The organism is Miniimonas sp. S16 (genome assembly GCF_057748195.1).
In genome coordinates, this window is the sequence record NZ_CM173242.1 from 2,007,823 (window position 1) to 2,033,113 (window position 25,291).

22 protein-coding genes, 2 tRNA genes and 1 pseudogene are annotated in these 25,291 nt (G+C 71.6%); 11 read left to right on the forward strand and 14 right to left on the reverse strand.

Features of this window, described 5'->3' with window-relative positions:
• Positions 1-85: 85 nt before the first annotated feature.
• Positions 86-1,066 (forward strand): annotated as a pseudogene (locus AC3AQ1_RS08780) (recombinase family protein); the annotation flags it as partial.
• On the opposite strand, the gene AC3AQ1_RS08785 reads toward AC3AQ1_RS08780, so the two are convergent.
• From AC3AQ1_RS08785 to dnaA, 12 genes are all read right to left on the reverse strand, one after another.
• The gene (locus AC3AQ1_RS08785) at positions 1,049-1,291 is read right to left on the reverse strand and encodes a hypothetical protein (protein ID WP_234417435.1); all 243 of its coding nucleotides are present in this window, start codon (positions 1,289-1,291) and stop codon (positions 1,049-1,051) included. The pseudogene AC3AQ1_RS08780 and the gene AC3AQ1_RS08785 overlap by 18 nt on opposite strands.
• Before the next feature lie 367 nt (positions 1,292-1,658).
• Positions 1,659-1,731: transfer RNA gene (locus AC3AQ1_RS08790), tRNA-Ala, on the reverse strand.
• 27 nt (positions 1,732-1,758) lie between these two features.
• The gene (locus AC3AQ1_RS08795) at positions 1,759-1,878 is read right to left on the reverse strand and encodes a DLW-39 family protein (RefSeq protein WP_218975294.1); all 120 of its coding nucleotides are present in this window, start codon (positions 1,876-1,878) and stop codon (positions 1,759-1,761) included.
• Positions 1,879-1,902: 24 nt separating this feature from the next.
• Positions 1,903-1,976 (reverse strand) — tRNA-Ile (locus AC3AQ1_RS08800).
• 333 nt (positions 1,977-2,309) lie between these two features.
• Positions 2,310-2,693 (reverse strand): VOC family protein, encoded by a 384-nt coding sequence (locus AC3AQ1_RS08805; protein WP_108718671.1) that lies wholly within the window; start codon positions 2,691-2,693, stop codon positions 2,310-2,312.
• Between the two features lie 167 nt (positions 2,694-2,860).
• The gene (locus AC3AQ1_RS08810; RefSeq protein ID WP_108718672.1) at positions 2,861-3,466 is read right to left on the reverse strand and encodes a DUF3566 domain-containing protein; all 606 of its coding nucleotides are present in this window, start codon (positions 3,464-3,466) and stop codon (positions 2,861-2,863) included.
• Positions 3,463-6,099 (reverse strand): DNA gyrase subunit A, encoded by a 2,637-nt coding sequence (gene gyrA, locus AC3AQ1_RS08815; protein ID WP_108720099.1) that lies wholly within the window; start codon positions 6,097-6,099, stop codon positions 3,463-3,465. The genes AC3AQ1_RS08810 and gyrA overlap by 4 nt, the downstream gene beginning before the upstream one ends.
• A 193-nt stretch (positions 6,100-6,292) precedes the next feature.
• Entirely contained in the window at positions 6,293-8,362 is a 2,070-nt protein-coding gene (gene gyrB / locus AC3AQ1_RS08820; protein ID WP_108718673.1) for a DNA topoisomerase (ATP-hydrolyzing) subunit B, read from the reverse strand.
• Positions 8,363-8,656: 294 nt separating this feature from the next.
• Entirely contained in the window at positions 8,657-9,379 is a 723-nt protein-coding gene (locus AC3AQ1_RS08825) for a DciA family protein (protein ID WP_370445269.1), read from the reverse strand.
• Entirely contained in the window at positions 9,369-10,628 is a 1,260-nt protein-coding gene (locus AC3AQ1_RS08830; protein WP_108718674.1) for a DNA replication/repair protein RecF, read from the reverse strand. The genes AC3AQ1_RS08825 and AC3AQ1_RS08830 overlap by 11 nt, the downstream gene beginning before the upstream one ends.
• A gap of 44 nt (positions 10,629-10,672) precedes the next feature.
• A complete protein-coding gene (dnaN, locus tag AC3AQ1_RS08835) occupies positions 10,673-11,800 on the reverse strand; it encodes a DNA polymerase III subunit beta (protein ID WP_108720101.1) in 1,128 nt (375 codons plus the stop codon).
• Between the two features lie 577 nt (positions 11,801-12,377).
• Positions 12,378-13,940: a chromosomal replication initiator protein DnaA gene (gene dnaA, locus AC3AQ1_RS08840; RefSeq protein WP_108718675.1), complete on the reverse strand. Its 1,563-nt coding sequence runs from the start codon at positions 13,938-13,940 to the stop codon at positions 12,378-12,380.
• A 397-nt stretch (positions 13,941-14,337) separates the two neighbouring features.
• On the opposite strand from dnaA, the gene rpmH reads away from it, so the two are divergent.
• The 6 genes from rpmH (at position 14,338) to rsmG (ending at position 17,942) form a co-directional block, all read left to right on the forward strand.
• Positions 14,338-14,475 (forward strand): 50S ribosomal protein L34, encoded by a 138-nt coding sequence (gene rpmH, locus AC3AQ1_RS08845; RefSeq protein WP_108718676.1) that lies wholly within the window; start codon positions 14,338-14,340, stop codon positions 14,473-14,475.
• Positions 14,476-14,478: 3 nt separating this feature from the next.
• Positions 14,479-14,940: a ribonuclease P protein component gene (gene rnpA / locus AC3AQ1_RS08850; RefSeq protein WP_108718677.1), complete on the forward strand. Its 462-nt coding sequence runs from the start codon at positions 14,479-14,481 to the stop codon at positions 14,938-14,940.
• Positions 14,941-14,968: 28 nt separating this feature from the next.
• Positions 14,969-15,397 (forward strand): membrane protein insertion efficiency factor YidD, encoded by a 429-nt coding sequence (gene yidD, locus AC3AQ1_RS08855; RefSeq protein WP_108720102.1) that lies wholly within the window; start codon positions 14,969-14,971, stop codon positions 15,395-15,397.
• A gap of 117 nt (positions 15,398-15,514) precedes the next feature.
• Positions 15,515-16,690 (forward strand): membrane protein insertase YidC, encoded by a 1,176-nt coding sequence (gene yidC / locus AC3AQ1_RS08860; RefSeq protein ID WP_108718678.1) that lies wholly within the window; start codon positions 15,515-15,517, stop codon positions 16,688-16,690.
• A 102-nt stretch (positions 16,691-16,792) separates the two neighbouring features.
• Complete coding sequence (locus AC3AQ1_RS08865; RefSeq protein ID WP_108718679.1) at positions 16,793-17,284, forward strand: Jag family protein; 492 nt, start codon at positions 16,793-16,795, stop codon at positions 17,282-17,284.
• A gap of 1 nt (position 17,285) precedes the next feature.
• On the forward strand, positions 17,286-17,942 hold the full coding sequence (gene rsmG / locus AC3AQ1_RS08870) for a 16S rRNA (guanine(527)-N(7))-methyltransferase RsmG (RefSeq protein WP_108718680.1): 657 nt from the start codon (positions 17,286-17,288) through the stop codon (positions 17,940-17,942).
• 42 nt (positions 17,943-17,984) lie between these two features.
• Here rsmG and AC3AQ1_RS08875 read toward each other — a convergent pair whose 3' ends face one another.
• Positions 17,985-19,676, reverse strand: coding sequence for a SulP family inorganic anion transporter (locus tag AC3AQ1_RS08875; protein ID WP_108718681.1), 1,692 nt, complete (start codon positions 19,674-19,676; stop codon positions 17,985-17,987).
• Positions 19,673-20,029, reverse strand: a complete 357-nt coding sequence (locus tag AC3AQ1_RS08880; RefSeq protein WP_234417436.1) for an ArsR/SmtB family transcription factor — start codon at positions 20,027-20,029, stop codon at positions 19,673-19,675. The genes AC3AQ1_RS08875 and AC3AQ1_RS08880 overlap by 4 nt, the downstream gene beginning before the upstream one ends.
• A gap of 208 nt (positions 20,030-20,237) precedes the next feature.
• On the opposite strand from AC3AQ1_RS08880, the gene AC3AQ1_RS08885 reads away from it, so the two are divergent.
• The 4 genes from AC3AQ1_RS08885 to AC3AQ1_RS08900 all read left to right on the forward strand — a co-directional run bounded on the left by AC3AQ1_RS08885 (position 20,238) and on the right by AC3AQ1_RS08900 (position 25,257).
• Positions 20,238-20,594 (forward strand): YciI family protein, encoded by a 357-nt coding sequence (locus AC3AQ1_RS08885; RefSeq protein WP_108718683.1) that lies wholly within the window; start codon positions 20,238-20,240, stop codon positions 20,592-20,594.
• Entirely contained in the window at positions 20,591-21,832 is a 1,242-nt protein-coding gene (locus AC3AQ1_RS08890) for an RNA polymerase sigma factor (RefSeq protein WP_108718684.1), read from the forward strand. The genes AC3AQ1_RS08885 and AC3AQ1_RS08890 overlap by 4 nt, the downstream gene beginning before the upstream one ends.
• A 1,158-nt stretch (positions 21,833-22,990) precedes the next feature.
• Positions 22,991-23,950: a ParA family protein gene (locus AC3AQ1_RS08895; RefSeq protein WP_304595653.1), complete on the forward strand. Its 960-nt coding sequence runs from the start codon at positions 22,991-22,993 to the stop codon at positions 23,948-23,950.
• Positions 23,947-25,257: a ParB/RepB/Spo0J family partition protein gene (locus AC3AQ1_RS08900; RefSeq protein ID WP_108718686.1), complete on the forward strand. Its 1,311-nt coding sequence runs from the start codon at positions 23,947-23,949 to the stop codon at positions 25,255-25,257. Before AC3AQ1_RS08895 ends, AC3AQ1_RS08900 begins: the two co-directional genes overlap by 4 nt.
• Positions 25,258-25,291: the final 34 nt, after the last annotated feature.

Genomic DNA, 25,291 nt, shown 5'->3' on the forward strand with positions numbered 1-25,291 from the left:
AAGAAGCACCCCGGCAAGGAGGCCCACCATGAGCACCGCGACACTCGACACCACGACGTCCGAGCGGGCCGCCGAGACCCCTGTCATGCTGGCTGTGTCCTACCTCCGCGTCTCGACGCGGGAGCAGGCCGAGCGCGGCGGCACCGAGGAAGGCTTCTCGATCCCCGCCCAGCGCGAGGCCAACGCGAGGAAGGCCGACGAGCTGGGCGCGCGGATCGTGCGCGAGTTCATCGACGCCGGAGAATCAGCGCGCTCAGCGGATCGCGACGGGCTACAGGACATGCTGGCGTTCATCGCCGCGTCGCGGGTGCAGTTCTGCATCGTGCACAAGCTCGACCGGCTCGCCCGCAACCGCGCCGACGACGTGAAGATTCACGAAGCTCTCATCAGCGCAGGTGTCACGCTCGTGTCGGCGACGGAGTCCATCGACCAGACGCCTTCGGGGATGCTCGTCCACGGCATCATGTCCTCGATTGCGGAGTTCTACAGCCGCAACCTCGCCACCGAAGTCACCAAGGGCCTGTCGCAGAAGGCCGCGCAGGGCGGCACCCCGATGCGCGCACCGGTCGGCTACCTTAACGTCCGCCGGACCGACGAACAAGGCCGCGAGGTGCGCACAGTCAAGGTCGATCCCGAACGTGCCCCACTGATCGCGTGGGCGTTCGAGCAGTACGCCAAGGGCGAGGGTTCCGTGACTGCGCTGCTCCGCGACCTCACGGCGCGAGGCCTGGTGTCGGTGCCGTCGCCAAAGCGTCCGTCGAAGCCGCTGGGGAAGAATGCCCTCTACCGGGTGTTGACGAACCCTTACTATGCCGGAGTCATCCGCTACAAGGGAGCACTTCACCCTGGCCCGCACGAGCCCATCGTGGAGCCCGCTCTGTTCGATCAGGTGCAATCGCTGTTGAAGGCGCGCAACGCGCACGCAACCCGACACGTCCAGCACGCCCACCACTTGAAAGGGCTGCTGCACTGCGGAACCTGCGGGTCGAGAATGCTGCTCGACTTCGCGACCAACCCGCGCGGCACGACGTACGCCTACTTCGTCTGCTCAGGCCGGGCTGCGAAGAAGACCACCTGCACCCGCCGTGCCGTGCCCGTGCAGGTCGCGGAACGGCTCGTAGCGGACTCCTACGCCAACATCACGATCAGCGAAGATGACTACCGCCACCTTGCCGCCGAGGTCGACTCGGCGTTCGACAAGCGGAGTTCGGGCAGGGATCAGAAACTTGCTGATCTGACGGCGAACCGGGCCAGGCTTGAAGCCGAGTCCGACAAGCTCCTCGCCGCGCACTTCGCTGACGCAATCGACCTACCCACGCTGAAACGGCACCAGGACCGCATCCGCACGGGCCTAACAGACATCGAGCAGCGTCTCAATGAACACGATGAGAAGCACACCGGAAAGCGGGCGTTCCTTCACGACTCACTCCGGCTCCTGACCAACGCGCAACATGCCTACGCTCGATCCGGCGATGCCGACCGGAGGCTCGCAAACCAGGCGTTCTACACGCGCCTCGAGATCACCGAAGACGAGCAACTACGCCCGCACCTCGCGGAACCCTTCGCAACGATCATCAACGAAGCAGCCGAAGGCAAGAAGACCAAACGGGAACACTCCACATCTTCCGATGTCGCGTGTTCCCGCAAGACACTTTGGGTGGAGCCTAGGGGACTCGAACCCCTAACCCCCTGCTTGCAAAGCAGGTGCGCTACCAATTGCGCCAAGGCCCCGTCGGCCCGAGGTGGGCCGGTGGATCGTCACTCGACCGGGTCGGTGACCTCTCGCCACAGGTCGCGCTCGGCCTGCTCGGCCGAGACCTCACGCCAGACCAGGTACCCGAGGCCGGCAAGGGCCGCCAGCACGAGCAGACGCTTCATCGTGACCTCCTGGAGGGGAGAGTGTGGGCCTACCGCGACTCGAACGCGGGACCTCTTCCTTATCAGGGAAGCGCTCTAACCGACTGAGCTATAGGCCCGTGGCGTGCTCGACATCTGCCGCACGCGCCGGTCGAGATTACCCCACTCCGGGCCCGCTCCCCAAACCGAGGGCTCGTGGGAGGCGCGAGCGAGGCTGGGCCGCGCTCGAGCCCCGTGACGCCAGAGCGACTCTGCGTGACGCGAGAGCGACTCGTCGCGGGGTCGGCGGAGCTCGACGCTCGCTGACCAGCGCCGACGCAACGGCGGCCGGCCCGAGCTCGCGGGTCAGTCGCTGTGGCGGAACGGACAGTCGCTGTGGCGTCACGGAGCGCCGCGTAGGACGGCGATGGGCTCCCGGATCGACGGCCGCGCCCGGGCCCGCCCGGCACCGGTCAGGTCTCGATCCACAGGCAGAACGGGTGCCCCACCGGGTCCAGCAGCACGCGCACGTCCTCCTGCGGCTGCCACTCGGCCAGCCGTGCACCGAGCGCGAGCGCCCGCTCCACGCCGCGCGCCAGGTCCGTCACCTCGACGTCGAGGTGCAGCTGCATCTGCTGGTCGCCCTCACCCGCGGGCCAGACCGGCGCGACGTACCGCTCCTCGCGCTGGACCGACAGCCCCATCCCCGACGGCGGACGGACCGTCACCCACGTCGGGTCGGCGACGGTGACCGTCCACCCGAGCAGCTCGCCGTAGAAGCGCGCGAGCGCCTCGGGATCGGGGGCGTCCAGCACGGCGGCCGTCGCGCGGAACAGGGGCTCGCCGTCGTCGCTCATGGCCCCAGCCTGCGCCCGCACCCTTCCGCCGACAAGACCTCCCGCCAGGCCCGTGCGCACGCGCGGAGACGTCGAGGGCCGTGCGCACGCGCGGAGACGTCGAGGGCCGGCCACCGCATCGGTGGCCGGCCCTCGACGACAGCACGCGCGCGACGGCGCAGCGAACCTCAGTCGTCCGTCAGCGTCATGTGCAGCCCGCCCACGAGCGCGGCCACGATGTTGTAGATGAAGGCGCCGAGCGTGGTCAGCGCCGTGATGAGCGCGACGTTGATGATCGCGACCACGGTGGCGAGCGACATCACGTTCTTCAGCCGCAGGTACTCCAGCACGACGCCGAACTGCTTCGTGGCGTCCAGGTCGGTGAAGAGCGACTCGAGGTCGGCGAACACGCCCATCGAGTCGACGACCTTCCAGGCGACGGCGGCCGCGACGACCGTCACGATGCCGAGCGCCACGGACAGCAGGAAGCCGAGCTTCATGACCGACCACGGGTCCACCCGGGAGACCGACAGGCGCACCCGGCGCGGGCCGCCGGGAGCCGGTCGGGGCGCCGGCTTGGGCGCGGGCCGCGACCCGGTCGACGACGTGGCCGTCGAGCGGTCGCCGGTCGACCGGTCGCTCGTGGTCGACGACGACGCGGGCGCAGTCGCCGGGTCGGCCTCGAGGGTCCCGCTCACGGGACCCGAGCGCACGCTCTGCTTGGCGGACGTGCGCACGGGGGTGGTCGCCGTCGGGGCGTCACCGGTGGTGGGGCCGGACGTGGGCTGGCTCATCGCGTCTCTTCCTCGTCATCGTCCGCGCCGGCGGGCTCCTCGGTCAGGGCGGTCCCAGCAGGCGCGGCAACGGTCGGTGCCGACGCTACGCCATCGGTCCCGGCCGCCTCCGGCGACGGCGTGGAGCCGTCGGCAGCCTGCACCGAATCCTCACGCACCGCGCCGGGCGCGTCCACCGCCTCGCCGTCGGGCGCCTCGCCGTCGGGCGCCTCGGCCTCCACGACCTCGGCCCGCTCACCGAGCGCGACGGCGATGATGCGGTCGCCGTCGTCCGGTTTGGCGAACGTGACGCCCTGGGTGTTGCGGCCGGTGAGGTTGACCTCGGCCACCGCGGAGCGCACCACCTTGCCGCGCTCCATGATGACGAGCACCTCGTCGGCCTCGTCGGTGACGAGCGCGCCGACCAGGTGGCCGCGCGCCTCGACGACGTTCGCGACCTTGATCCCCAGACCACCGCGGCCCTGCAGCCGGTACTCCGACAGCAGCGTGCGCTTGGCGAAGCCGCCCTCGGTGACCGTGAACAGCGCGGCACCCTCGCGCACCACGTCCATCGCGAGCAGCTCGTCCTCGGCCCGGAACTTCATCCCGGTCACGCCCGACGTCGCCCGCGCCATCGGGCGCAGCGCGTCGTCGTCGGCGGTGAACCGGATCGACTGGCCCTCGCGCGACACGAGCAGCAGGTCGTCGTCCGCGTTCGCGAGGCGAGCCGACACGACCTCGTCCACCTCGCCGCCCGAGTCCGTGCGCAGGTTGATCGCGATGACGCCGCCCGTGCGGGCGGAGTCGTACTCCGCCAGGCGGGTCTTCTTCACGAGGCCGCGGCGCGTGGCGAGCACGAGGTAGTCCGCGGCGTCGTAGCCGGAGATGGTGAGGACCTGGGCGATCTCCTCCCCCGGCTGGAACGCGAGCAGGTTCGCGACGTGCTGGCCCTTCGCGTCGCGGCCGCCCTCGGGCAGCTCGTAGCCCTTGGCGCGGTACACCCGGCCGAGGTTGGTGAAGAAGAGCAGCCAGGAGTGCGTCGTCGTGACGAAGAAGTGCTCCACGACGTCGTCCTCGCGCAGCTGTGCGCCGCGCACGCCCTTGCCGCCCCGGCGCTGCGCACGGTAGGCGTCGGTGCGGGTGCGCTTGGCGTAGCCGCCACGGGTGATGGTCACGACGATGTCCTCGACCGGGATGAGGTCCTCGACGTTCATCTCGCCGTCGAACGGCAGGATCGTGGTGCGGCGGTCGTCGCCGTACTTGTCCACGATCGCCGCGAGCTCCTCCGACACCACGGTGCGCTGGCGCGCCGGGCTCGCGAGGATCGCCTGGTACTCGAGGATCTCGGACTCGAGCGCCTGGAAGTCGGCGAGGATCCGCGCGCGCTCGAGCGCGGCGAGGCGGCGCAACTGCATGTCGAGGATCGCGGTGGCCTGCACCTCGTCGATGTCGAGCAGCTCCATGAGGCCCGTGCGGGCCTCGTCCGCCGACGGCGAGCGCCGGATCAGCGCGATGACGTCGTCCAGGGCGTCGAGCGCCTTGAGCAGCCCGCGCAGGATGTGGATCCGCTTCTCGGCGGCGTCCAGCAGGTACTGCGTGCGCCGCACGACGACCTCGACCTGGTGGTCGACCCAGTGCCGGATGAACGCGTCGAGGCTGAGGGTGCGCGGCACGCCGTCGACGAGCGCGAGCATGTTCGCGCCGAACGTCTCCTGCAGCTGCGTGTGCTTGTAGAGGTTGTTGAGCACGACCTTCGCGACGGCGTCGCGCTTGAGCACGATGACGAGGCGCTGGCCGGCGCGACCGGAGGTCTCGTCCCGGAGGTCGGCGATCCCGGAGACCTTGCCCTCGCGGACCAGCTCGGCGATCTTGGCGGCGAGCCGGTCGGGGTTGACCTGGTAGGGCAGCTCGGTGACGACGAGGCACTGCCGGCCCTGCAGCTCCTCCACCTCGACGACGGCGCGCATCGTGATCGAGCCGCGACCCGTGCGGTAGGCGTCCTCGATGCCCTTGACGCCGAGGATCTGCGCACCCGTGGGGAAGTCCGGGCCCTTGATGCGCAGCATGAGCGCCGCGAGCAGCTCGTTGTTGGTCGCCTCGGGGTTCTCCAGGAACCACTGGGCCCCGGACGCGACCTCGCGCAGGTTGTGCGGCGGGATGTTCGTCGCCATGCCCACGGCAATGCCGGCGCTTCCGTTCACCAGCAGGTTCGGGAAGCGTGCCGGCAGCACGACCGGCTCGCGCGTGCGGCCGTCGTAGTTCCAGTCGAAGTCGACGGTGTTCTTGTCGATGTCCCGGACCATCTCCATGGCCAGGGGCGCCATCCGGCACTCGGTGTACCGCGGCGCGGCAGCGGCGTCGTCGCCGGCCGAGCCGAAGTTGCCCTGCCCCGCCACCAGCGGGTAGCGCAGCGTCCACGGCTGCACGAGGCGCACGAGGGTGTCGTAGATCGCGCTGTCGCCGTGCGGGTGGTAGTTGCCCATGACGTCGCCGACGACGCGCGTGCACTTGGAGAACGCCGAGTCCGGACGGTAGCCGCCGTCGTACATCGCATAGAGCACGCGGCGGTGCACGGGCTTGAGGCCGTCGCGCACCTCGGGCAGCGCGCGGCCCACGATCACGCTCATCGCGTAGTCGAGGTAGCTGCGCTGCATCTCCAGCTGCAGGTCGACCTGCTCGATGCGGCCGTGGTTGTGCGGCGCGCCGTCGCCGGGCTCGGGGGTGGTGGGCTCGTCGTCGCGAGGGGGCTGGGTCACGGTGGTCCGTTTCTGTGGCGGTGGGGTTCCCGACGGCGTCACCCGGCCGGGTGGTCCGCGCGCCGTGCGCGCGGGGCGGCCGGGCGGACGCCTAGATGTCGAGGAACCGCACGTCGCGGGCGTTGCGCTGGATGAAGGAGCGGCGGGACTCCACGTCCTCGCCCATGAGGATGGAGAAGATCTCGTCGGCGGCCGCGGCCTCACCGATCGTGACCTGCTTGAGGATGCGCGTCTCCGGATCCATGGTGGTCTCCCACAGCTCGGAGTAGTTCATCTCGCCGAGACCCTTGTAGCGCTGGATCCCGCCCTCCTTGGGCAGGCGGTGGCCGGCCGCGAGCCCGGCATCGCGCAGCGCGTCGCGCTCGCGGTCGGAGTAGGCGTAGCCGTGGGGCGCGTTCGTCCACTTCAGCTTGTACAGCGGCGGCGCGGCGAGGAAGACGTGGCCGTTCTCCACGAGCGGGCGCATGTAGCGGAACAGCAGCGTGAGCAGCAGCGTGCAGATGTGCTGGCCGTCGACGTCGGCGTCGGCCATGAGCACGATCTTGTGGTAACGCAGCCGGGAGGGGTCGAAGTCCTCACCGATGCCGGTGCCGAACGCCGAGATGAGCGCCTGGACCTCCTGGTTGGACAGCGCCTTGTCCAGCCGGGCCTTCTCGACGTTGAGGATCTTGCCGCGGATGGGCATGATCGCCTGCGTCGCGGGGTTGCGGCCCTGCACGGCCGAGCCGCCGGCCGAGTCACCCTCGACGATGAACACCTCGGAGATCGAGGCGTCCCGGCTCGAGCAGTCGCGCAGCTTGCCCGGCATGCCGACGCCCTCGAGCAGCCCCTTACGCCGGGTCGCCTCGCGCGCCTTGCGCGCGGCCATCCGTGCGGCGGAGGCCTGGATCGCCTTGCGGACGACCTCCTTGGCCTCGGCGGGGTGGGAGTCGAGCCAGTCGCCGAGCTGGTCGTAGACGACCGAGTGGGTGAACGTGCGCGCCTCGGTGTTGCCGAGCTTGGTCTTCGTCTGCCCCTCGAACTGCGGTTCGCCGAGCTTGATCGAGACGACGGCCGTGAGCCCCTCGCGGATGTCCTCGCCGCTGAGGTTCTCGTCCTTCTCCTTGAGCAGGTTCTGCGCGCGGGCGTACTTGTTCACGAGGCTCGTGAGCGCCGCGCGGAAGCCCTCCTCGTGCGTGCCGCCCTCGGGGGTGCTGATCGTGTTGGCGAACGTGTGGATCGAGTCGGTGTACGCCGTCGTCCACTGCATGGCGATCTCGAGGGAGATCGTGCGTCCGGTGTCCTCGGCGCTGAAGTCGATGATCTCGGGGTTGACGAGGTCGGCCTTCTTGGCGGAGTTGATGTGCTTGACGTAGTCGACCAGGCCGCCGTCGTACTTGTACGTCACGCTGCGGTGCTTGGGCGCGACGGCGACCTCGTCGTCCGCCCCGGCGACCTCGTCGTGCTCCTCGACGGCGCGCTCGTCGGTGAGCGAGATGCGCAGGCCCTTGTTGAGGAACGCGTACTGCTGGAACCGAGTGCGCAGGGTCTCGAAGTCGTACTCGGTGGTCTCGAAGATGCTCGCGTCGGCCCAGAACGTCTGCTGCGTCCCGGTCTCGTCGGTGGCCGCGCCTCGCTCGAGCTCGCCGACCGGCTTGCCGCCGTCGGCGAACGCCATCGACCACGTGTAGCCGTCGCGCCGGACCACCGACTCCATCCGGCTGGACAGCGCGTTCACCACGGACATGCCGACGCCGTGCAGGCCGCCCGAGACCGCGTAGCCGCCGCCGCCGAACTTGCCGCCCGCGTGCAGGATCGTCATGACGACCTCGAGCGTGGGCCGGCCCTCGGTGGGGTGCATCGCCACAGGGATGCCGCGGCCGTTGTCGATGACGCGGACGCCGCCGTCGGCCAGCAGGGTGACGTCGATCGTGTCGCAGTAGCCCGCGAGCGCCTCGTCGACCGAGTTGTCGACGATCTCGTAGACGAGGTGGTGCAGGCCGCGCTCGCCGGTCGACCCGATGTACATGCCCGGGCGCTTGCGGACGGCCTCGAGGCCCTCCAGCACCGTGATGTTCTGGGCGTCGTAGCCGCCGTTCGCCGGGCGGGCCGCGACGGGCTCGACGGCCGGCTCCACGGCCTCGTTCGGGGTGGGCTCGACCTCGGGCGTCGGCTCTGTCACGGGGATCCTCGCTGTCGCACCGGCGCGCGTCCGGTCAGGCGCACGCACGAGTCGTCGGTCCCGGGCGGGGTGGGAGCTCGCGTGCGCGCGCGACAGCACGAGGCGTCTCGGGTGCACGTCCGCTGACACGCCGATCTCGGCGCTCGGACTCGTGTGGTCAATTCTACCCCGTCGAGCCCCTTGAACGGCCCTCAGACCGTGTTATGTGGACAACCAAACCTCCGCGGGTGGGTCGGCGTGGTTCGACGCCCCACAGGCGCCTCCACGAGGCGGCCCGGACCGGACCGGACAGGGTCACCCGTAGGTGTCGCGCGGACCCCGGCCACGCACGACGCGCTGCCCGCGGACCCACGACGGCGCCCCTGGCCCGATCACGACGACCTCCGCCACGACGCCCTCGCCCACCTCCTCCGCGAGGCGGCGCTCGAGCTGCGGCAGGAGCAGCTGCAGCTGCGTGGCCCACGCCGTCGACGTGGTGCGCACCACGAGCCGCCCGTCGGTGAACGTCTCGGGCGTCGCGTGGTCGGCGATGTCGGGTCCGACCACCTCGCGCCACCGTCCGATCACGCCGCCCACGCCCACCGGCTCGGTCCACCCGCGCTGCGCCATGAGGCGGCCGAGCGTCTCCCCCACCGGCCGCGGGTCGGGCCGGCTGCCCGGCGGGAAGCCGGGTCCGGTGCCCGGCACCGGGCGACGCGTCCCGTCGACCAGGCGTTCGGTGCCCGACGCCGAGCCACCGTTCGCGCCGCCGCGCCACCTCGGGCGCTGGCCGGGTCGCAGCCCCTTGGCGCGCGCCGCCTCGCGCGCGCGGGCCAGCGCGACGATCGCGGCGTCGCCCTGAGGGGTGTCGTCCTCGGTGCCGTCGTCCGTGGCGGCCGCGCTGTCGGTCACGCCGTCGGCGATGCCTGCGGGCGAGTCGTCGCTCGGCGACGGACCGCCGCCCGCCCGCTCTTCCCGTGCGGAGGAGGGCGTCCCGCCCGAGGTGCGCTCGCCGTCGTGCCCGCGCTCACCGGACACGGGTGACCTCGCCTTCCATCACGTCGAACCGGGCGCCGTCGAGCTCCTCGGGCACGTCCTCGGCGACGGCCGCGGTGAGCAGGACCTGCTCGGCGGGTGCCACGAGCGCCGCGAGCCGGGTCCGGCGGCGCGCGTCGAGCTCGGCGAACACGTCGTCCAGGATGAGCACCGGATCGCCGCCGGACCAGCCGTCGTCGTCGCGCAGCAGGTCGAAGCTGGCCAGGCGCAGCGCGAGCGCGACCGACCAGGACTCCCCGTGCGACGCGTACCCCTTGACGGGCAGCCCGCCGAGCACGAGCTCGAGGTCGTCGCGGTGCGGGCCCACGAGGCACACGCCGCGCTCGAGCTCCTTGGGGCGCAGGCGTGACATCGCCTCGAGGAGCCGCGCCTCGACGAGGTCCACCGCCAGCAGCTCCTCCTCGCACCCCCCGGGCGGCGCCTCGTCCGGGGCGTCGCCGGGCCGCGCCTGCGCGACGCTCGCCCGGTAGCCGAGCTCGAGGTCGCCCTGCGCGCTGCTGACCTGCGCGTACGCGGCGGCCGCGAGGGGCCGCAGCAGCCGGACCAGCTCGACCCGCGCGGCGATCAGGCGTGCGCCGGCCGCCGCGAGCTGGGCGTCCCAGACGTCGAGCGTGCGCAGGGCACCGGACCGGCCGTCGGTCGGCTCGCTGCCGGTGGGGCCGTCCGGATCGGGCGGTGGAGCCGGCGGTGCAGCCGTGCGTGAGCGCCGCCCCGAGCGGAGCGCGCCGGCGGACTTGAGCAGCGAGGTCCGCTGCCGCAGCACGCGCTCGTAGTCGGCGCGCACCGCGGCGATCCGGGGGGTGCGCTGCACGAGCAGGTCGTCGAGGTAGCGCCGGCGCACGTCCGGGTCACCCTTGACGAGCGCGAGGTCCTCCGGGGCGAACACCACCGAGCGCACGATCCCGGCCGCCTCACGCACCCGCGCGACGGGCGCACGGTCCAGCCGGGCCCGGTTCGCGCTCCCGGCGTTGATCTCGATCTCGACGATCCGGGCCCGCTCACCCAGCTGCGCGCGGGCCCGCACCACGGCACGCTGCGCGCCCTGCCGCACGAGCGGGGCGTCGCTGGCGACGCGGTGGCTGGAGAACGACGCGAGGTAGCCGATCGACTCGACGAGGTTCGTCTTGCCCTGGCCGTTCGGACCCACGAACGCCGTGATGCCCGGCGGGATCGCGAGCACCACCTCCGGGTAGGACCGGAAGTCGTTCAGCGCGAGGTCGGAGACGTGCACGGAGCCAGGACGACGGCGGGAGGTGGCGCAGCCGACGCGGGGCGTCAGCCCGCGAAGCGGATCGGCTGGATGAGGTAGCGGAAGCCCTCGTCGGTCGTCGAGTCCAGCGCGGTCTGGCCGGTGATCACGGACGGCTTGGTGCCGTGCGTGAACGACAGGCGGGTGAACTCCTTGCCCACCGCACCCAGCGCGTCCAGGAGGTAGCCCGGGTTGTAGGCGGTGGTGACGGCCTCACCCTCGAAGCTCGCCTCGATCGCCTCGGACGCCTGCGCGTCCTCGCCCTGACCGGCCTCGAGCACGACCTGACCCTCGCTGAACTCCAGCCGGATCGGGGTGTTGCGCTCCGCGACCAGTGCGACGCGGCGGGCGGCCTCGATGAGGGACGACGTGGTGACCACCGCGTGGGACGTCGTGACCTCGGGGAACAGGCGCCGCACGGGCGGGTAGTCGCCGTCGACCAGGAGCGAGGTGGTGCGGCGGCCGCCGGCCTCGAAGCCCACGATGTCCGAGCCCTGCCCGGTGGGCAGCGAGAGCGAGATGCTGCCGGCGCTCGTGAGCGACTTGGCGACCTCGGACAGCGTACGGGCCCGCACCAGTGCGGTCGCGGAGATGCCGCGCGTCGCCGGGTTCCAGGAGACCTCGCGCATCGCGAGCCGGTAGCGGTCCGTGGCCAGCAGCGTGAGGAGATCATCCTCGATCTCGATCCGCACGCCGGTCAGCAGCGGGAGCGTCTCGTCGCGGCTCGCGGCGACGGTCACCTGGCCGACGGCCTCGGCGAAGGCGTGCGCGTCGATCGTGCCCGACGCCGGCGGCAGGGCCGGCAGCGAGGGGTAGTCCTCGATCGGCATCGTGAGCAGCGTGAAGCGGCTTGAGCCGCAGGTGAGGACGGCTCGCGTGCCCTCGACCGTGACCTCGACGGGGCGCGCGGGCAGGGCGCGGGAGATCTCGGCGAGCAGTCGACCCGAGACCAGCAGCGACCCCGGCTCGGCGACGTCGGCGGTGATCTCGCTGACCGCGGAGACCTCGTAGTCGAAGCTCGAGAGCGCCAGCCCCTCGGCGCTCGCCTCGATCCGCACGCCGGCGAGCACCGGGATGCTCGGTCGGGACGGCAGGGAGCGGGCGGTCCACGTGACGGCCTCGGCGAGCACGTCGCGTTCGACGGTGAACTTCACGTCGGTCACCTTTCCGGGGGCGCAGGACGTCGGCTCGTGGCCGTTTCCTGCCGGGGATCTGGTCTCGGGGTCTGGTCGGTCGTGTGGTGATACCTGGGGCCTCACCCTAGTCCGTGCCTGTAGTGGTGTCCGACGCCGTGGCTCACCCCTCGCGCCGACGTGCAGACGGCGTCCCGTCGGCGATCGGTGCGTGGTCCGGGAACCACCGGATCGAGCTGGCCCGAACCGGGTCGGCCGGGCAGTGGTTCCTCCACAACCCCGTCATCGATCTAGGTGTCATCGTCGTAGTAGGCGGTGTGGATCCTGGGGAGAAGTGCCGTGCGGCGCGGTCCGCTGCCGATCTCGGGTGTGGACGCGGGTGCTGGACCAACCGTGGACGCGTCGCGGGTGTCGTGGATCGCGTCGAATCACATGGCGTGGATTCCACGTCGACGCGGCCGGCTGTCCACGCGTCCGAGACGGCTGTCCACCGCCGTCCCCAGGGTTGTCCACAGTTGTGCATTCTTCAACACATGGCTGAAGGTTTGCGCGCGAGACGCCTGCAGCACCCCCGCGCCTCACCTGCGGGTCACCGCGCTCAGGCGCGCGTCTGCTGCTTGATGCGGTTCGTCAGCTCCGTGACCTGCGTGAACGTCGCACGGTTCTTCGCCATGAGCTCGCGGATCTTCCGGTCGGCGTGCATCACGGTGGTGTGGTCGCGGCCGCCGAAGATCTGGCCGATCTTGGGCAGCGAGAGGTCGGTGAGCTCTCGGCACAGGTACATCGCGATCTGCCGGGCGTTCACGAGCACCCGGGTGCGATCGGCGCTGCAGAGCGCGTCGATCGAGACGCCGAAGTAGGTCGCCGTCTGCGCCATGATCGCCGCGGGCGTGATCTCGGTGTCGCCGTCGTCGGTGATGAGGTCCTTGAGCACCATCTCGGCGAGCGGCAGGTCCACCGGCTGACCATTGAGGTTTGCGAACGCCGTGACGCGGATCAGCGCACCCTCGAGCTCGCGGATGTTCGTCGAGATGCGCGACGCGATGTAGCTCAGCACGTCGTCGGGTGCGGACAGGTGCTCACGACCGGCCTTCTTGCGCAGGATCGCGATGCGGGTCTCGAGGTCGGGCGGCTGGATGTCGGTGAGGAGACCCCACTCGAACCGGCTGCGCATCCGGTCGGCGAATCCGTCCAGGTGCTTGGGCGCGACGTCGGACGTGATGACAACCTGCTTCGTCGCGTTGTGCAGAGAGTTGAAGGTGTGGAAGAACTCCTCCATCGTCTCCTTCTTGCCCTGCAGGAACTGGATGTCGTCGATGAGGAGGACGTCCACGCTCCGGTAGCGGCGCTGGAACGACTCGGCCTTGTCGTCCCGGATGGAGTTGATGAAGTCGTTCGTGAACTCCTCGGAGTTCACGTAGCGCACCCGGATGCCGGGGTAGAGCCGCTGGGCGTAGTGGCCGATCGCGTGGAGGAGGTGCGTCTTGCCGAGGCCCGAGTCGCCGTAGATGAACAGCGGGTTGTAGGCCTTGGCGGGGGCCTCCGCCACGGCGAACGCGGCGGCGTTGGCGAACCTGTTGCTCGACCCGGTCACGAACGTGTCGAACGTGTACGCCTGGTTCAGCCGGGCGGGGTCGTTGCCCGGAGCAGGCTCGGCGACGGAGGGGCGCCGCGGTGCGGGGACCACGCCGTCGTCCGCGGAGCTGCGCGACGCCTCGTCGAGGCGGTGCGCCGGGGACCGCGGCGGGGTGGCCGAGAGGTCGTGCGACGGCGGGCGCCGGTGGCTGGGTTCGTGCCGGGTCTCGGGCAGCTCGCGAGGGGAGGAGGCCGAGTCCGTGCGTTCGTCGGCCGAGCGCGCCGGCGCGCCGAGCGCCGGGTCGTTCTCCTGCAGCGAGGGGTCGATCGTCACCGCGAACGTGAGCGTCTGCCCGAACGCAACGGCGAGCGCGTCGAGGATCTCCTCGCGCGCCCGGGTCTCGAGGAAGTCCTTGGTGTAGGTGCTCGGCACGGCCAGCAGGAGGGTGCCGTTGAGCACGCCCAGCGGACGCGACTGCCGGACGAACGCGAGGTGCGACGTCGCCAGCGAACCGCGCAGGTGTCCGACGGCGGCGTCCCACTGGAACGTGAGGTCGTCGGACGTGGCGTCGTCGGCTGAGGTCATCGGCCTAGTGTCCCCTGTTCCCGGCCCGTGGCGGTCCGTGCACCCACAGGCTGTGGACAAGGATGTGGGTGGGACGGGCGTGTCGTGCCCGTGGCAGCGCACCGGCATCGGGCAGGCTGGCCGGGTCGCGCGTCCGATGATAGCGAGCGCGCCCCGGCCGGCTGTGCCCCGGGCAGGGCGCAGCCGCGGAAGCGCGCGCGTCATTTGTGCGCGTCATTTGACCGGGTCAGCGAACCCGCGTACCGTTCTTCAGTCGCGCCACACGCGCGCCGTCCGTCCTGCCCAGATCGCGCTTGCGAGCGCGCGGGCCACTGCTTCGGGCGTCGCGCACACCGGTCTGCTCCGCGGATCGGGCGTGGCGCGCCCGACCGACCAAGCAATGAGTGGGAGCACCCCCGTGACCAAGCGGACCTTTCAGCCGAACAACCGGCGTCGTGCCAAGGTGCACGGCTTCCGTCTCCGGATGCGGACCCGCGCCGGCCGCGCGATCCTGTCGGCGCGCCGTCGCAAGGGGCGTTCCGAGCTCTCCGCCTGAGCCGTGCTGAGCGCGGCGCACCGGATGCGGGAGTCCGAGGACTTCCGCGTCGCGGTGCGCCGGGGGGCTCGGACAGGGTCCTCGCACCTCGTCGTGCACCTCGCCCTGCCTGACTCCACCGGGCGGACGTCCGACGACCCACCAGCGGCTGCGGCCCTGGTGGGTTTCGTCGTCCCCAAGAGCGTCGGCGTGGCCGTCGTGCGCAACCGGGTCAAGCGGCGCCTGCGTCATCTGGTGCGCGCACGCGTCGATCGGCTCCCGGACGGTTCTCGCCTCGTGGTGCGCGCCCTCCCGGCGAGCGCGACGGCGTCGAGCGTCGAGCTGGCCGACTCCCTCGACACCGCGTGGCGGCAGGCCGAGCGTCGCGCCGCCGCAGCGTCGCAGCGCAGCGGGCGTCCGTCGGCGGTCTCCCCGTCGCCTCGCACTGTGGCCGCGGTGTCCGCACCGCGCGAGCACCGGTCGTGACCCGGTCGTGACCATGGTGCAGGACCGGATGCCCCACGCGACCGCCCACCCGTCCGACGGCGAACCGCACGACGCGGGTGCGCCGTCGGACGTGCGAGGCGTGCGGTCGCAGACCAAGGACGCGACGCCGTCGCCGGCCGCTCGCGTGCTCGTGGCGCTGGTGCGCCTCTACCAGGGCGTCGTGTCGCCGTGGCTCGCGCCGCGGTGCCGCTTCTACCCGAGCTGCTCGGCGTACGCCGTCGAGGCGCTGCGCACGCGCGGCGCCGCCGTGGGGTTCGTGCTCGCGGTCTACCGGGTGCTGCGGTGCAACCCGTGGGCGCGCGGCGGCGTCGATCACGTGCCGGTGCGCGGCCAGCGCTGGGCAAGCTGGGACGGGGTGGTCGAGGCTCCCACTCCGACGACTCCGACGACTCCGACGACCCCGGCACCGACGCCGGAGCCACCCGGCCCCGCCTGACCGGCCGGCCAGGCCCGGCCCGGTCACGCCCTGTGATTCGTCGCCGCTGCCCCGGTCTCGTACCCTCGACTCGGGCCTGGTGCCCGACCCCTTCCCGACAGGAGCTCTGCAGAGACGATGGACTGGTTCGACACGATCCTCTCCCCCATCATGTGGGTGGTTGCGTGGATCATGGTCCTCGCCCACAAGGCCTTCACGTTCATCGGCATGGACGAGAGCGGCCTGTCCTGGGTGCTCTCGATCGTGGTGCTCGTGATCGTGATCCGCATCGTGCTGATCCCGCTCTTCGTGCGGCAGATCCGGGCGTCGCGCGCGATGCAGATCGTGCAGCCGGAGATCCAGAAGCTGCAGAAGAAGTACAAGGGCAAGACCGACCCGGCGTCGCGGCAGGCCATGCAGCAGGAGATGATGGCCATCTACCGCGAGGCGGGCACCAACCCGTTCGCGTCGTGCCTGCCGATCCTCGCGCAGTCCCCGATCTTCTTCGCCCTGTTCCGCGTGCTCTCCTCCCTGGACGAGATCGCGGCGGGCACGCAGAGCCATATCGGTCCGCTCACGCGTGAGCTGGCATCGCAGGCCGAGGCCTCGACGCTGCTCGGAGCGCCGCTCTCGTCGTGGTTCCTCATGCCCGACGCCACCGCCGCGGTGCGGATCGTCGCGGTGATCCTCATCGTCGCGATGTCGGTGACCACGTTCACCACGCAGCGCCAGCTGACGATGAAGAACATGCCGGCGGCGGCGCTGGACAACCCGATGGCCCGTCAGCAGAAGATGCTGATGTACATCCTCCCGCTCGTATTCGCATTCTCGGGCGTGAACTTCCCGATCGGTGTCCTCATCTACTGGACCACCACGAACCTGTGGTCGATGGGTCAGCAGTTCTACGTCATCCGCAACATGCCGGCGCCCGGCTCCGAGGCGGAGCGCAAGTACCAGGAGCGGATGGCCCGCAAGGCCGCGCGCAAGGGCACGTCGAGCAGCTCGGATGCCGTCACGACCGGGGCCGGCGGCACCGCGTTGCTCGAGGACGAGCGTCCGGTCTCCGGCCAGCGTCAGCAGCCCAAGAGCAAGGCACGGGCGAAGAAGTCCGGCGCACCCCGCCCGCTGGGCACGCCGTCGTCCACGGCGCCCGACGGCGTGGCGAGCGTGCCCGACGACGTCACCGACGCTCCGCCCCCCGTGGGCACGACGGACTCGTCCGGCCGCTCGGACTCGTCCGGCTCGTCCGGCTCGGGGAGCGTCCTGGAGGACGAGCCACCGACGCCCGGCAAGAGAACGAAGCGCAAGCGCTGACCCCGGCATCGACGCCGACGCAGCACGCCGCGCCGTCGCCCCTCAGGTGACGCCGGCGCCCACCGCAGGACACGAGAACCTCGCAGACCCCCGGAGAACGACATGACGAACCAGGACACTCCTGCCCCCACGAGACTCGAGGAGGAGGGCGAGATCGCCGCCGACTACCTCGAGGAGCTGCTCGACATCGCGGACCTCGACGGCGACATCGACCTCGGCGTCGAGCACGGCCGCGCGGCGGTCGAGATCGTCTCCGAGGAGGCGCCGGGTTCGCTGGACCGACTCGTGGGCGAGGACGGCGAGGTGCTCGACGCCCTGCAGGAGCTCACGCGGCTGGCCGTGCAGGCCCGCACCGGCGAGCGCAGCCGGCTCATGCTCGACGTCGCCGGGTTCCGCGCGCGTCAGCGCGAGGCCCTGGAGAAGGTGGCCGCCGAGGCGGTCGAGCACGTGAAGTCCTCCGGGGAGTCGGTCGCGCTCGACGCGATGAACCCCTACCAGCGCAAGATCGTCCACGACTGGGTGGCGGCGGCGGGCCTGGTGAGCGACTCCGAGGGTGTCGAGCCGGCGCGCCGGGTCGTCATCCGCCCGGCCTGACGTGTCCGCGACGGAAGCGGCGGAGTCCGAGCCCGAGGCCACCCCCGGCTCCCGCGAGGTCCTCGGTGCCGGCTACGACGCGTGCGTCGCCTACTACGAGCTGCTGCGCCGCCACGGCGAGGAGCGTGGGCTCGTCGGCCCGCGTGAGCTCGGACGCCTCTGGACGCGGCACGTGCTGAACTCCGCTGCGGTCCTGCCCTACCTGCCCGGGTCGGGCAGCGTCGCCGACGTCGGGTCGGGAGCCGGCCTCCCGGGAGTCGTGCTGGCCGCCGTGCGGCCGGACCTCACCGTCACGCTCATCGAGCCCATGGAGCGCCGGGTGGAGTGGCTCGAGCTCGTCGCAGCCGAGCTGTCACTGACCAACGTCTCGGTGGTGCAGGGTCAGGCGCAGGAGCTGCACGGCAAGGCGCGGTTCGACGCGGTGACGGCACGCGCCGTCGCCGCCCTGGACAAGCTCGTGACGTGGACCTGGCCGCTCGTCGCACCCGGGGGCGCCCTGCTCGCCATGAAGGGTCAGCGCGCCGCCGCCGAGCTCGAGGCCGCGGGGTCCACGCTGCGCCGCCTCGGCGCGGGCGCGGGGGTCGTGCACGACGTCGACGTCCTGGGCGACGGTGACGTCACCCGGGTGGTCGAGATCCGGCGCGTGGGCGGGCGCTGAGCCCTCCTTCGCCGTCGGGCCGTTCGGAGTCCTCGCGTCTGGTCAGAGCGCGCGGTCCACGGTGGTAGGCCGGTGTGCGAGCTCGCGCCGGACGTGGTCGCGGGCGTGCTCGACGGCGGGCGGCAGCTCCTCGAAGAGGTGCGCCTGGTGGCGCAGCGCACCGAGCACACCGGCGCGCAGCGCCGTGTCGTGGTGCTCCGGACGGATGCCCTTGATGAGGACCGTGATGCCGCGTGCCTCGAGCTGGGTCATGAGCTCCATGAGGCGGTGGGCCCCGGTGGAGTCGAGCAGGTTGACCTGGGACAGCCGCAGGATCACCACCCAGGCGCGGGAGTCGGCGATCTCGTCGAGCACGCGGTCGGCGGCACCGAAGAACAGGGAGCCGTCCAGACGCAGCAGGGAGATGTGCTCGTCGCCCGGGCAGGCGGGTCCCGGCAGCGCCTCGCGCTCCACGCGTGAGGTCGACGCCATCCGTCGCAGCGCGAAGAACCCCGCGAGGACGATCCCCACCTCTACGGCGGTGATGAGGTCGAGCGCCACGGTGCACACGATGGTGACGAGGAACGTGAGCGCGGGTCCGCGGCCCAGCCGCAGCAGAGTGGTCGCCTCGCGCACGTTGACCATCCGGAACGCCGTCGCGATGAGCACTCCGGCGAGTGCGGCCAGCGGGATGAGCGAGGCGAGGCCCGCGCCGACCAGCACGACGAGCGCGAGGCACAGCGCGTGCACGACGGCGGCGAGCCGGCTCTGCGCGCCCGCCCGCACGTTGACCGCCGTGCGCGCGATGGCGCCGGTCGCGGGCATGCCGCCGAAGACGCCGGACGCGATGGAGGCCATGCCCTGGCCCACGAGCTCGCGGTCCGGGAGCGGCCGCCCGGTCGGCGCCATGCCGGCGGCGACGCGTGCCGACAGCAGCGACTCGATGGCCGCGAGGGCCGCCACCGAGAGCGCAGGCCCCGCGAGGCCCGCCAGGGTTGCCGGGTCGACGACGCCGAGCGACGGCGCCGGCAGCGACGTGGGCAGGGCGCCGATCCGGGATATGTCGAGGTGCAGCACCTGGGCGGCACCCGTCGCGAGCCCGACCGCCACGAGCGCGCCGGGGACGTTGCCCGGGAGTCGACGACACAGCTCGATGACGAGGATGACGCCGACCGTGACGCCGAGGGCAGTGCCGCTCTGCGCGAGGCCCGCCTGCCCGACGGCGTCGAGCGCCGCGGCGAGCGGGCGCTCCCCGCCGGTGACGGTGACGTCGAGAGCGAGGGGCACCTGCTGGAGGAAGATGATCGCCGCGATCCCGGCGGTGAACCCCTCGATGACGGGCCACGGGATGTAGACGACGATCCGGCCGAGCCGCGCGAGCCCGGCGAGCACGAGCACGATCCCGGCCATGACCGAGATCGTCACGACGCCGGCCGTCCCGTGCGCGGCGACGATCGGGGCGAGGATCACGGCCATCGCGCCGGTCGGACCGGACACCTGGACGTGCGAGCCGCCGAGGACGGCGGCGACGACACCGGCCACGACGGCCGTCACCAGTCCGGCCGCGGCGCCCATCCCGGAGCTGATGCCGAACCCCAGCGCGAGCGGCAGGGCGACGACGGCGACGGTCACCCCCGCGAGCAGGTCGCGCCGCCACGAGGTCCGCACGGGCGCGAGGTCGGCCCGTCCCGGCAGAAGCGTGCGCAGGTGCCGGGCGACGCTGCTCGTCGCCGACGCCGTCGTGGCCGCGGTCATCGGCCGACCGGCGGAAGGTCGCGTGCTGCGTCGAGCCGCTGCGCCGCCGTGGCGAGCGTGTCGTGGAGGAAGACCCGGGCGCTCGCGAGGACGTCCGCCACCGCAGGGTGGCCCAGCCGGTAGTAGACGGTGGAGCCGACCCGGCGGGAGGTCACGACGTCGTGGCGCCGCAGCACGGCGAGATGACCGGAGAGGTGGGACGGTTCCAGGCCGAGCGTCGTGAGGAGGTCGGCGACGGCGACTTCCTGCGGCGACGCGGCAAGGATCTCGAGCACGCGCACGCGGACGGGATGGGCGAGGGCGCGGAACAGGTTGGCCTTGATCTCGTAGAGTGGCGCATCAGGTGGATTCACGGCTTCACAGTATCGTGAAATCGCGTGACCACGCGCCCTCGCGCCGAGCGTGCCCGTGCGCCACACTGTCGGCCAAGCCGCGGGCGTGGAAGGGCGCCTGGCGCTCCTGCCCTGAGGGCCCGCGAGATCTGCTGCGACCCGGCTGTCGATTTCCGCACCCGACCGGCGACGTACAGGTGAAGGACCCACCCACGAGGAAGGACTCCCCATGAAGTACGTGCTGATGTTCACGAGCGACCCGTCGCAGGCGGCGGACGTGACGCAGGAGCAGGCCCAGGACGTCTACGGTCGGATCTACGGCTGGTTCGGCGAGCACGCCGCCGTGATCAGCGACTCGGGCGCCGAGCTGCAGCCCGTCGAGACGGCGACCACGGTCAGGACCGGTGGCGTCGTCGTCGACGGACCGTTCAACGAGGCGAAGGAGGTGATCGGCGGATTCAGCGTCATCGAGGTGCCCGACATGGACGCGGCGCTCGCCGTGGCCAGGACGTGGCCCGGACTGGAGCTGCCCGGGGTGGCGGTGGAGGTTCGCCCGATGGTGGTGGACTACAGCCAGTTCGAGTGAGCGGCGCCGACGCGACGCTGGCGGCCGTCGCCCGCGAGGAGACGGGCCGCCTCGTCACCGCCCTGTACCGCCGCTTCGGCGACTTCGACGTCGCCGAGGAGGCGGTGCAGGGCGCGCTGCTGGAGGCGGTGACGCAGTGGCGTCGTGACGGCCCTCCCCGCAACCCTGCGGCGTGGCTGACGACGGCGGCCCAGCGCAACGCCCTCGACCTGCTGCGCGGGCGAGGTCGGCGGCGCCAGGTGACGGAGCGCCTGGCGGCGACGACGGAGGAGGCAGTGCCGGCCGCGGACGAGGCCGTCGGAGTCGATGCGGATGACCGGTTGCCGCTGCTGTTCGCGTGTGCGCACCCCGCGCTGGCGCCCGAGGTGCGCCTGGCCCTGACACTGCGCGCCGTGATGGGCCTGACCACACCGCAGATCGCTCGCGCGTTCCTCGTCAACGAGTCGACCCTCGCGCAGCGGATCGTGCGGGCCAAGCGCAAGATCGTCGCGACCGGGATCGACCTCAGGGTCCCCGACGACGTCGATGGCCGACTGCCGGATGTGCTCGCTGTGGTCTACCTCACGTACAACGAGGCGTACGTCGCCTCCGCCGGGGGTTCGGAGGATCGCGACCTGGGCGCGGACGCGGTGTGGCTGGCCGGAGTCGTCGCGCGGAGCCTGCCACGGAAGGCGGAGGCATGGGGCCTGTCCGCGCTGCTCGCGGTGCAGCATGCGCGAGCCGCGGCGCGCTTCACCGCGCGCGGCGAGCTGGTCCTGCTGCGCGACCAGGATCGTTCCCTGTGGGACCGCCGCGCGATCGACCAGGCCGGCAAGGATCTGCAGCGCGCCGCCGCCCTGCGCTCGCCCGGGCCGTACCAGCTGCAGGCGGCGATCGCGATGTGTCACGCCGAGGCGCCCTCGTGGTCACAGACGGACTGGCGACAGATCGCCACGCTCTACGGGCTCCTCACCGACATCGACCCTTCGCCCGTGGTGCGGCTGAACGCGTCGATCGCACTCGCTCAGCTGGGTCCCGGTCAGGCCGAACGCGCGCTGGCCGAGGTGGAGGCGCTCGGTGCTCACCTCGCCGGCTACCACCTGCTGCACGCGACGCGCGCGGAGCTGCTCCGGCTCCTGGGTCGACCCGCGGAGGCCGCGGCCGCCGACCGGCAGGCGTTGGCCTTGACCAGCAACGACGCCGAGCGCCGGCTGCTGCAGACCCGCCTCCGCCGCCACCCGCTCACGGACGGATCCTGAACCCGGTTCTGCAGCGGCTCTCTTGCGTTCAGTGTCCGAGAAGGGTACACGCGTACGATGAAGTGTCGTGCGGCTCACGGTGGAAGACGGCTGCATCGGCAGCAGCAGATCGGTAGCTGCTCATCGCCGTGGCGTGTGCGACCGGCGGGCCTCGCCGCCGTGGGGTGTGCGACTGGTGGGCCTCCGCGCTCGGACTGTTGAGCTCGGACGGAGTGCGGACGTCGATCTGTCTTTGGGCGGCGTAGGAGGTGGACGGGCGACGAGGGTTCGCAGCAGCAGGCTGACACAGACGCGTCCGGGGTGCTGGTCGGACCTGGCCAGAACGGGAGGCACGACGCTCAGGGTCGGATCCGTAAGGCGGCTGTTTCACGTGGAACACCCACCCTCGTCGCGCGGCACGACGAGTAGCTCCGTGACAGCGAGGTATCAGCACGCACGGGTCGCGCAAGGGCGGCGGTGGCTGTCGGCCATGCCACGCGTGCGACCGGGTGATCCGCGCTCGTGCTGTCGAACAGAGCGGCAGGCAGCAGACCTCCCGCGTCAAGCCACCACGGCCGCACGACAGGTTTCACGTGAAACGGCGCGCGCACGACCTCGGCTTGGTGTCCCAGCCTCGGAACGGACGGGAGCCGTCAGCACGCGAACCGAACTGCCTGCGTGGGGGCGGGCCGGCACCGAGCGCTCAGCGGGACCCGGTCGATCGATGCGACCGACCCGGCGACCAACGGGCGCGGTGCGCCGCGTCGACCTGGGGACCACGCTCGGCCGCCTGAGCCGAGTCGCCGGTGCTCCTCGCTGCGGCGGTTCGAGCGTGCACGGGGGCCCCACCCGCGGGATGTGCCCGTGACTGTGCCGCCGCGCGCATGAGCCCGGGCACTATGCCCCGCGGTGCCCCGATGTGCGCGCTCGCATCAAGCGGCCCAACTCGCGGTGCGCGCTCGCATCAAGGATCCAACTCGCGCGGTTGTCGCGCCGTCAAAGAGTCGCTCGTGTGGGAACGCAGCCAGCGGCCCGTCGCATCCGCGGGTGTGCGGACCCGAGGGCCGCATCCACGGCGAGCGTGCGCGCCCGTCGCATCGTTTCACGTGAAACGGGTGTCGTGGGCGGGCGAGCGCCGGTTAGCACGTAGGCTTGAGGCGGTCTACGAAAGGTCGTTCCGTGACGTCACCTCTGCCGCTCCCCGACGAGGAGCGCCGCGCAGCCCAGCTCTCGTCCGTGCCCGACTTCGATGCGGACACCCCACTGGCAGCGCAGCTGGCGGTGGACACCCGCCGCAAGATCTCCCTCAGCGGTGTGACGTTCGAACCTCCGTCGCAAACACGTGTCCTGACGGTGGCGAACCAGAAGGGTGGCGTGGGCAAGACGACCACTGCGGTCAACATTGCCGCGGCGCTGGCACGGGCAGGCCAGCAGGTGCTCGTGATCGACAACGATCCCCAGGGAAACGCGTCGACGGCGCTCGGGGTCGAGCACGACCGGGATGCCGTGTCGTTGTACGACGTGCTCCTGGGTGAGGCGGCGATGCACGAGGTCGTGCGGGAGAGCACGTTCGCCCCGAACCTGCTCTGTGTCCCGGCCACGATCGACCTCTCGGGCGCCGAGATCGAACTCGTGTCGGTGGATTCACGTGAAACACGCCTCCGGACCGCGCTGCGCAGCTATCTCGTCCATCGAGCCGAGAACGGGCTGCCGCGTCTGGACTACGTCTTCATCGACTGCCCGCCCAGCCTCGGCCTCCTCACCGTGAACGCGTTCACCGCGGCCGCCGAGGTGCTGATCCCGATCCAGTGCGAGTACTACGCGCTGGAGGGCCTGAGCCAGCTGCTCCGCAACATCGACCTCATCAAGGAGCACCTCAACCCCGCGCTCGAGGTCTCGACGATCCTGCTCACGATGAGCGACACCAGGACGAACCTCGCCCGCGAGGTCGCGATGGAGGTCCGCAGCCACTTCCCCGAGCAGACGCTCCCCACGGTGATCCCCCGCTCGGTGCGCATCTCCGAGGCGCCCAGCTACGGGCAGACCGTGATCCAGTACGACCCCAGCTCCTCGGGTGCCCTCGCCTACGCGCAGGCCGCCCGCGAGCTCAGCACGCGCGAGGCCAGGAGGATCGCATGAGCGAACGACGACGCACCGGACTCGGCCGAGGACTCGGCGCCCTCATCCCGACCTCGCCGACCGCAGCACGCCCTGTCGACGTCTTCTTCCCGGACCAGACGGCACACCGGAGCACCACCCACTCGGACGAGAACGAGCGGAGCGCGTCCGAGCTGCGCGCCGACGTCGACGACGAGCACGGCATCGCGCACTCGCACCTCGATCACCCGGTGGCGCACCCAGGTGCGGGGACCACGACGAACCACGCCGGGCCGGGTGCGGACACCACGCCGAACGACGAGCGGACGGAGCAGTCCGAGCCGAGCCACCGGCCCGGCGCCACCGCGGCCAACGCCGAGCTGCGCGCCGCGGTCGACTCGGAGGAGGGTGTCGCGACCCCGCAGGCCCCGCACCCCGAGGTCACGAGTCGCCGTACCGCGCCCTCCGGCTCACGCAACGATGCTCTGGCAGGAGATGAGTCGGACACCCGTTCGACAGGGCTTCGCGACGTTCCCGCACGTTTCGCAGAGCTACCGGTCGGCTCGGTCGTGCCCAACCCGAACCAGCCGCGCACGGTCTTCGACGAGGACGACCTCGCCGAGCTGGCCGCCTCGATCGGCGAGGTGGGGGTGCTCCAGCCGATCGTGGTGCGCCCGGTCGGCGACCACTACGAGCTCGTCATGGGCGAGCGGCGGTGGCGTGCGACGCAGGCGGCAGGTCTGGACCACGTCCCCGCGATCATCCGCGAGACCGCGGACACCGATCTGCTGCGCGACGCGCTGCTGGAGAACCTGCACCGCGCGAACCTCAACCCGCTCGAGGAGGCCGCCGCCTACCAGCAGCTCCTCGAGGACTTCGAGTGCACCCACGAGCAGCTCGCCACGCGCATCGCCCGCTCTCGACCGCAGATCTCCAACACGCTGCGCCTGCTTCGCCTTCCGCCCGCCGTGCAGCGACGGGTCGCCGCCGGCGTGCTGTCGGCGGGCCACGCCCGCGCGCTCCTCGGACTGTCCGACGCCACCTCGATGGAGCACCTCGCCCACCGGATCGTGGCCGAGGGCCTCAGCGTGCGGGCGACCGAGGAGATCGTCGCGCTGGGCGAGGATGACGAGCCGCTGCGACCCGAGCTGCGTCGTCGGCCGCGCGCCAGCCAGGGCTCCGCGGTGCTGGAGGATCTCGGCCGTCGCCTGTCGGACCGCTGGGACACCCGCGTGAAGATCGCGATGGGTCAGCGCAAGGGCCGGATCTCCATCGAGTTCGCCAGCGCCGAGGACCTCGACCGGATCCTCGAGTCGCTCGCACCGGGGGAGTCCGCTGCGTCGTCCTGAGCACGACGGCGGGGCCCGCCGGGGCGTCCCGGCC

Bases quoted from the DNA above. Each gene is read 5' to 3' on its own strand.
- yidD (WP_108720102.1), top strand. From the start codon at position 14,969: ATGCCCCACGCGACCGCCCACCCGTCCGACGGCGAACCGCACGACGCG.
- gyrA (WP_108720099.1), bottom strand. From the start codon at position 6,099: ATGCAGCGCAGCTACCTCGACTACGCGATGAGCGTGATCGTGGGCCGC.
- AC3AQ1_RS08805 (WP_108718671.1), bottom strand. From the start codon at position 2,693: ATGAGCGACGACGGCGAGCCCCTGTTCCGCGCGACGGCCGCCGTGCTG.
- dnaA (WP_108718675.1), bottom strand. From the start codon at position 13,940: ATGACCTCAGCCGACGACGCCACGTCCGACGACCTCACGTTCCAGTGG.
- AC3AQ1_RS08900 (WP_108718686.1), top strand. From the start codon at position 23,947: ATGAGCGAACGACGACGCACCGGACTCGGCCGAGGACTCGGCGCCCTC.
- AC3AQ1_RS08795 (WP_218975294.1), bottom strand. From the start codon at position 1,878: ATGAAGCGTCTGCTCGTGCTGGCGGCCCTTGCCGGCCTCGGGTACCTG.
- AC3AQ1_RS08865 (WP_108718679.1), top strand. From the start codon at position 16,793: ATGACGAACCAGGACACTCCTGCCCCCACGAGACTCGAGGAGGAGGGC.
- AC3AQ1_RS08875 (WP_108718681.1), bottom strand. From the start codon at position 19,676: ATGACCGCGGCCACGACGGCGTCGGCGACGAGCAGCGTCGCCCGGCAC.
- yidC (WP_108718678.1), top strand. From the start codon at position 15,515: ATGGACTGGTTCGACACGATCCTCTCCCCCATCATGTGGGTGGTTGCG.
- AC3AQ1_RS08810 (WP_108718672.1), bottom strand. From the start codon at position 3,466: ATGAGCCAGCCCACGTCCGGCCCCACCACCGGTGACGCCCCGACGGCG.
- AC3AQ1_RS08885 (WP_108718683.1), top strand. From the start codon at position 20,238: ATGAAGTACGTGCTGATGTTCACGAGCGACCCGTCGCAGGCGGCGGAC.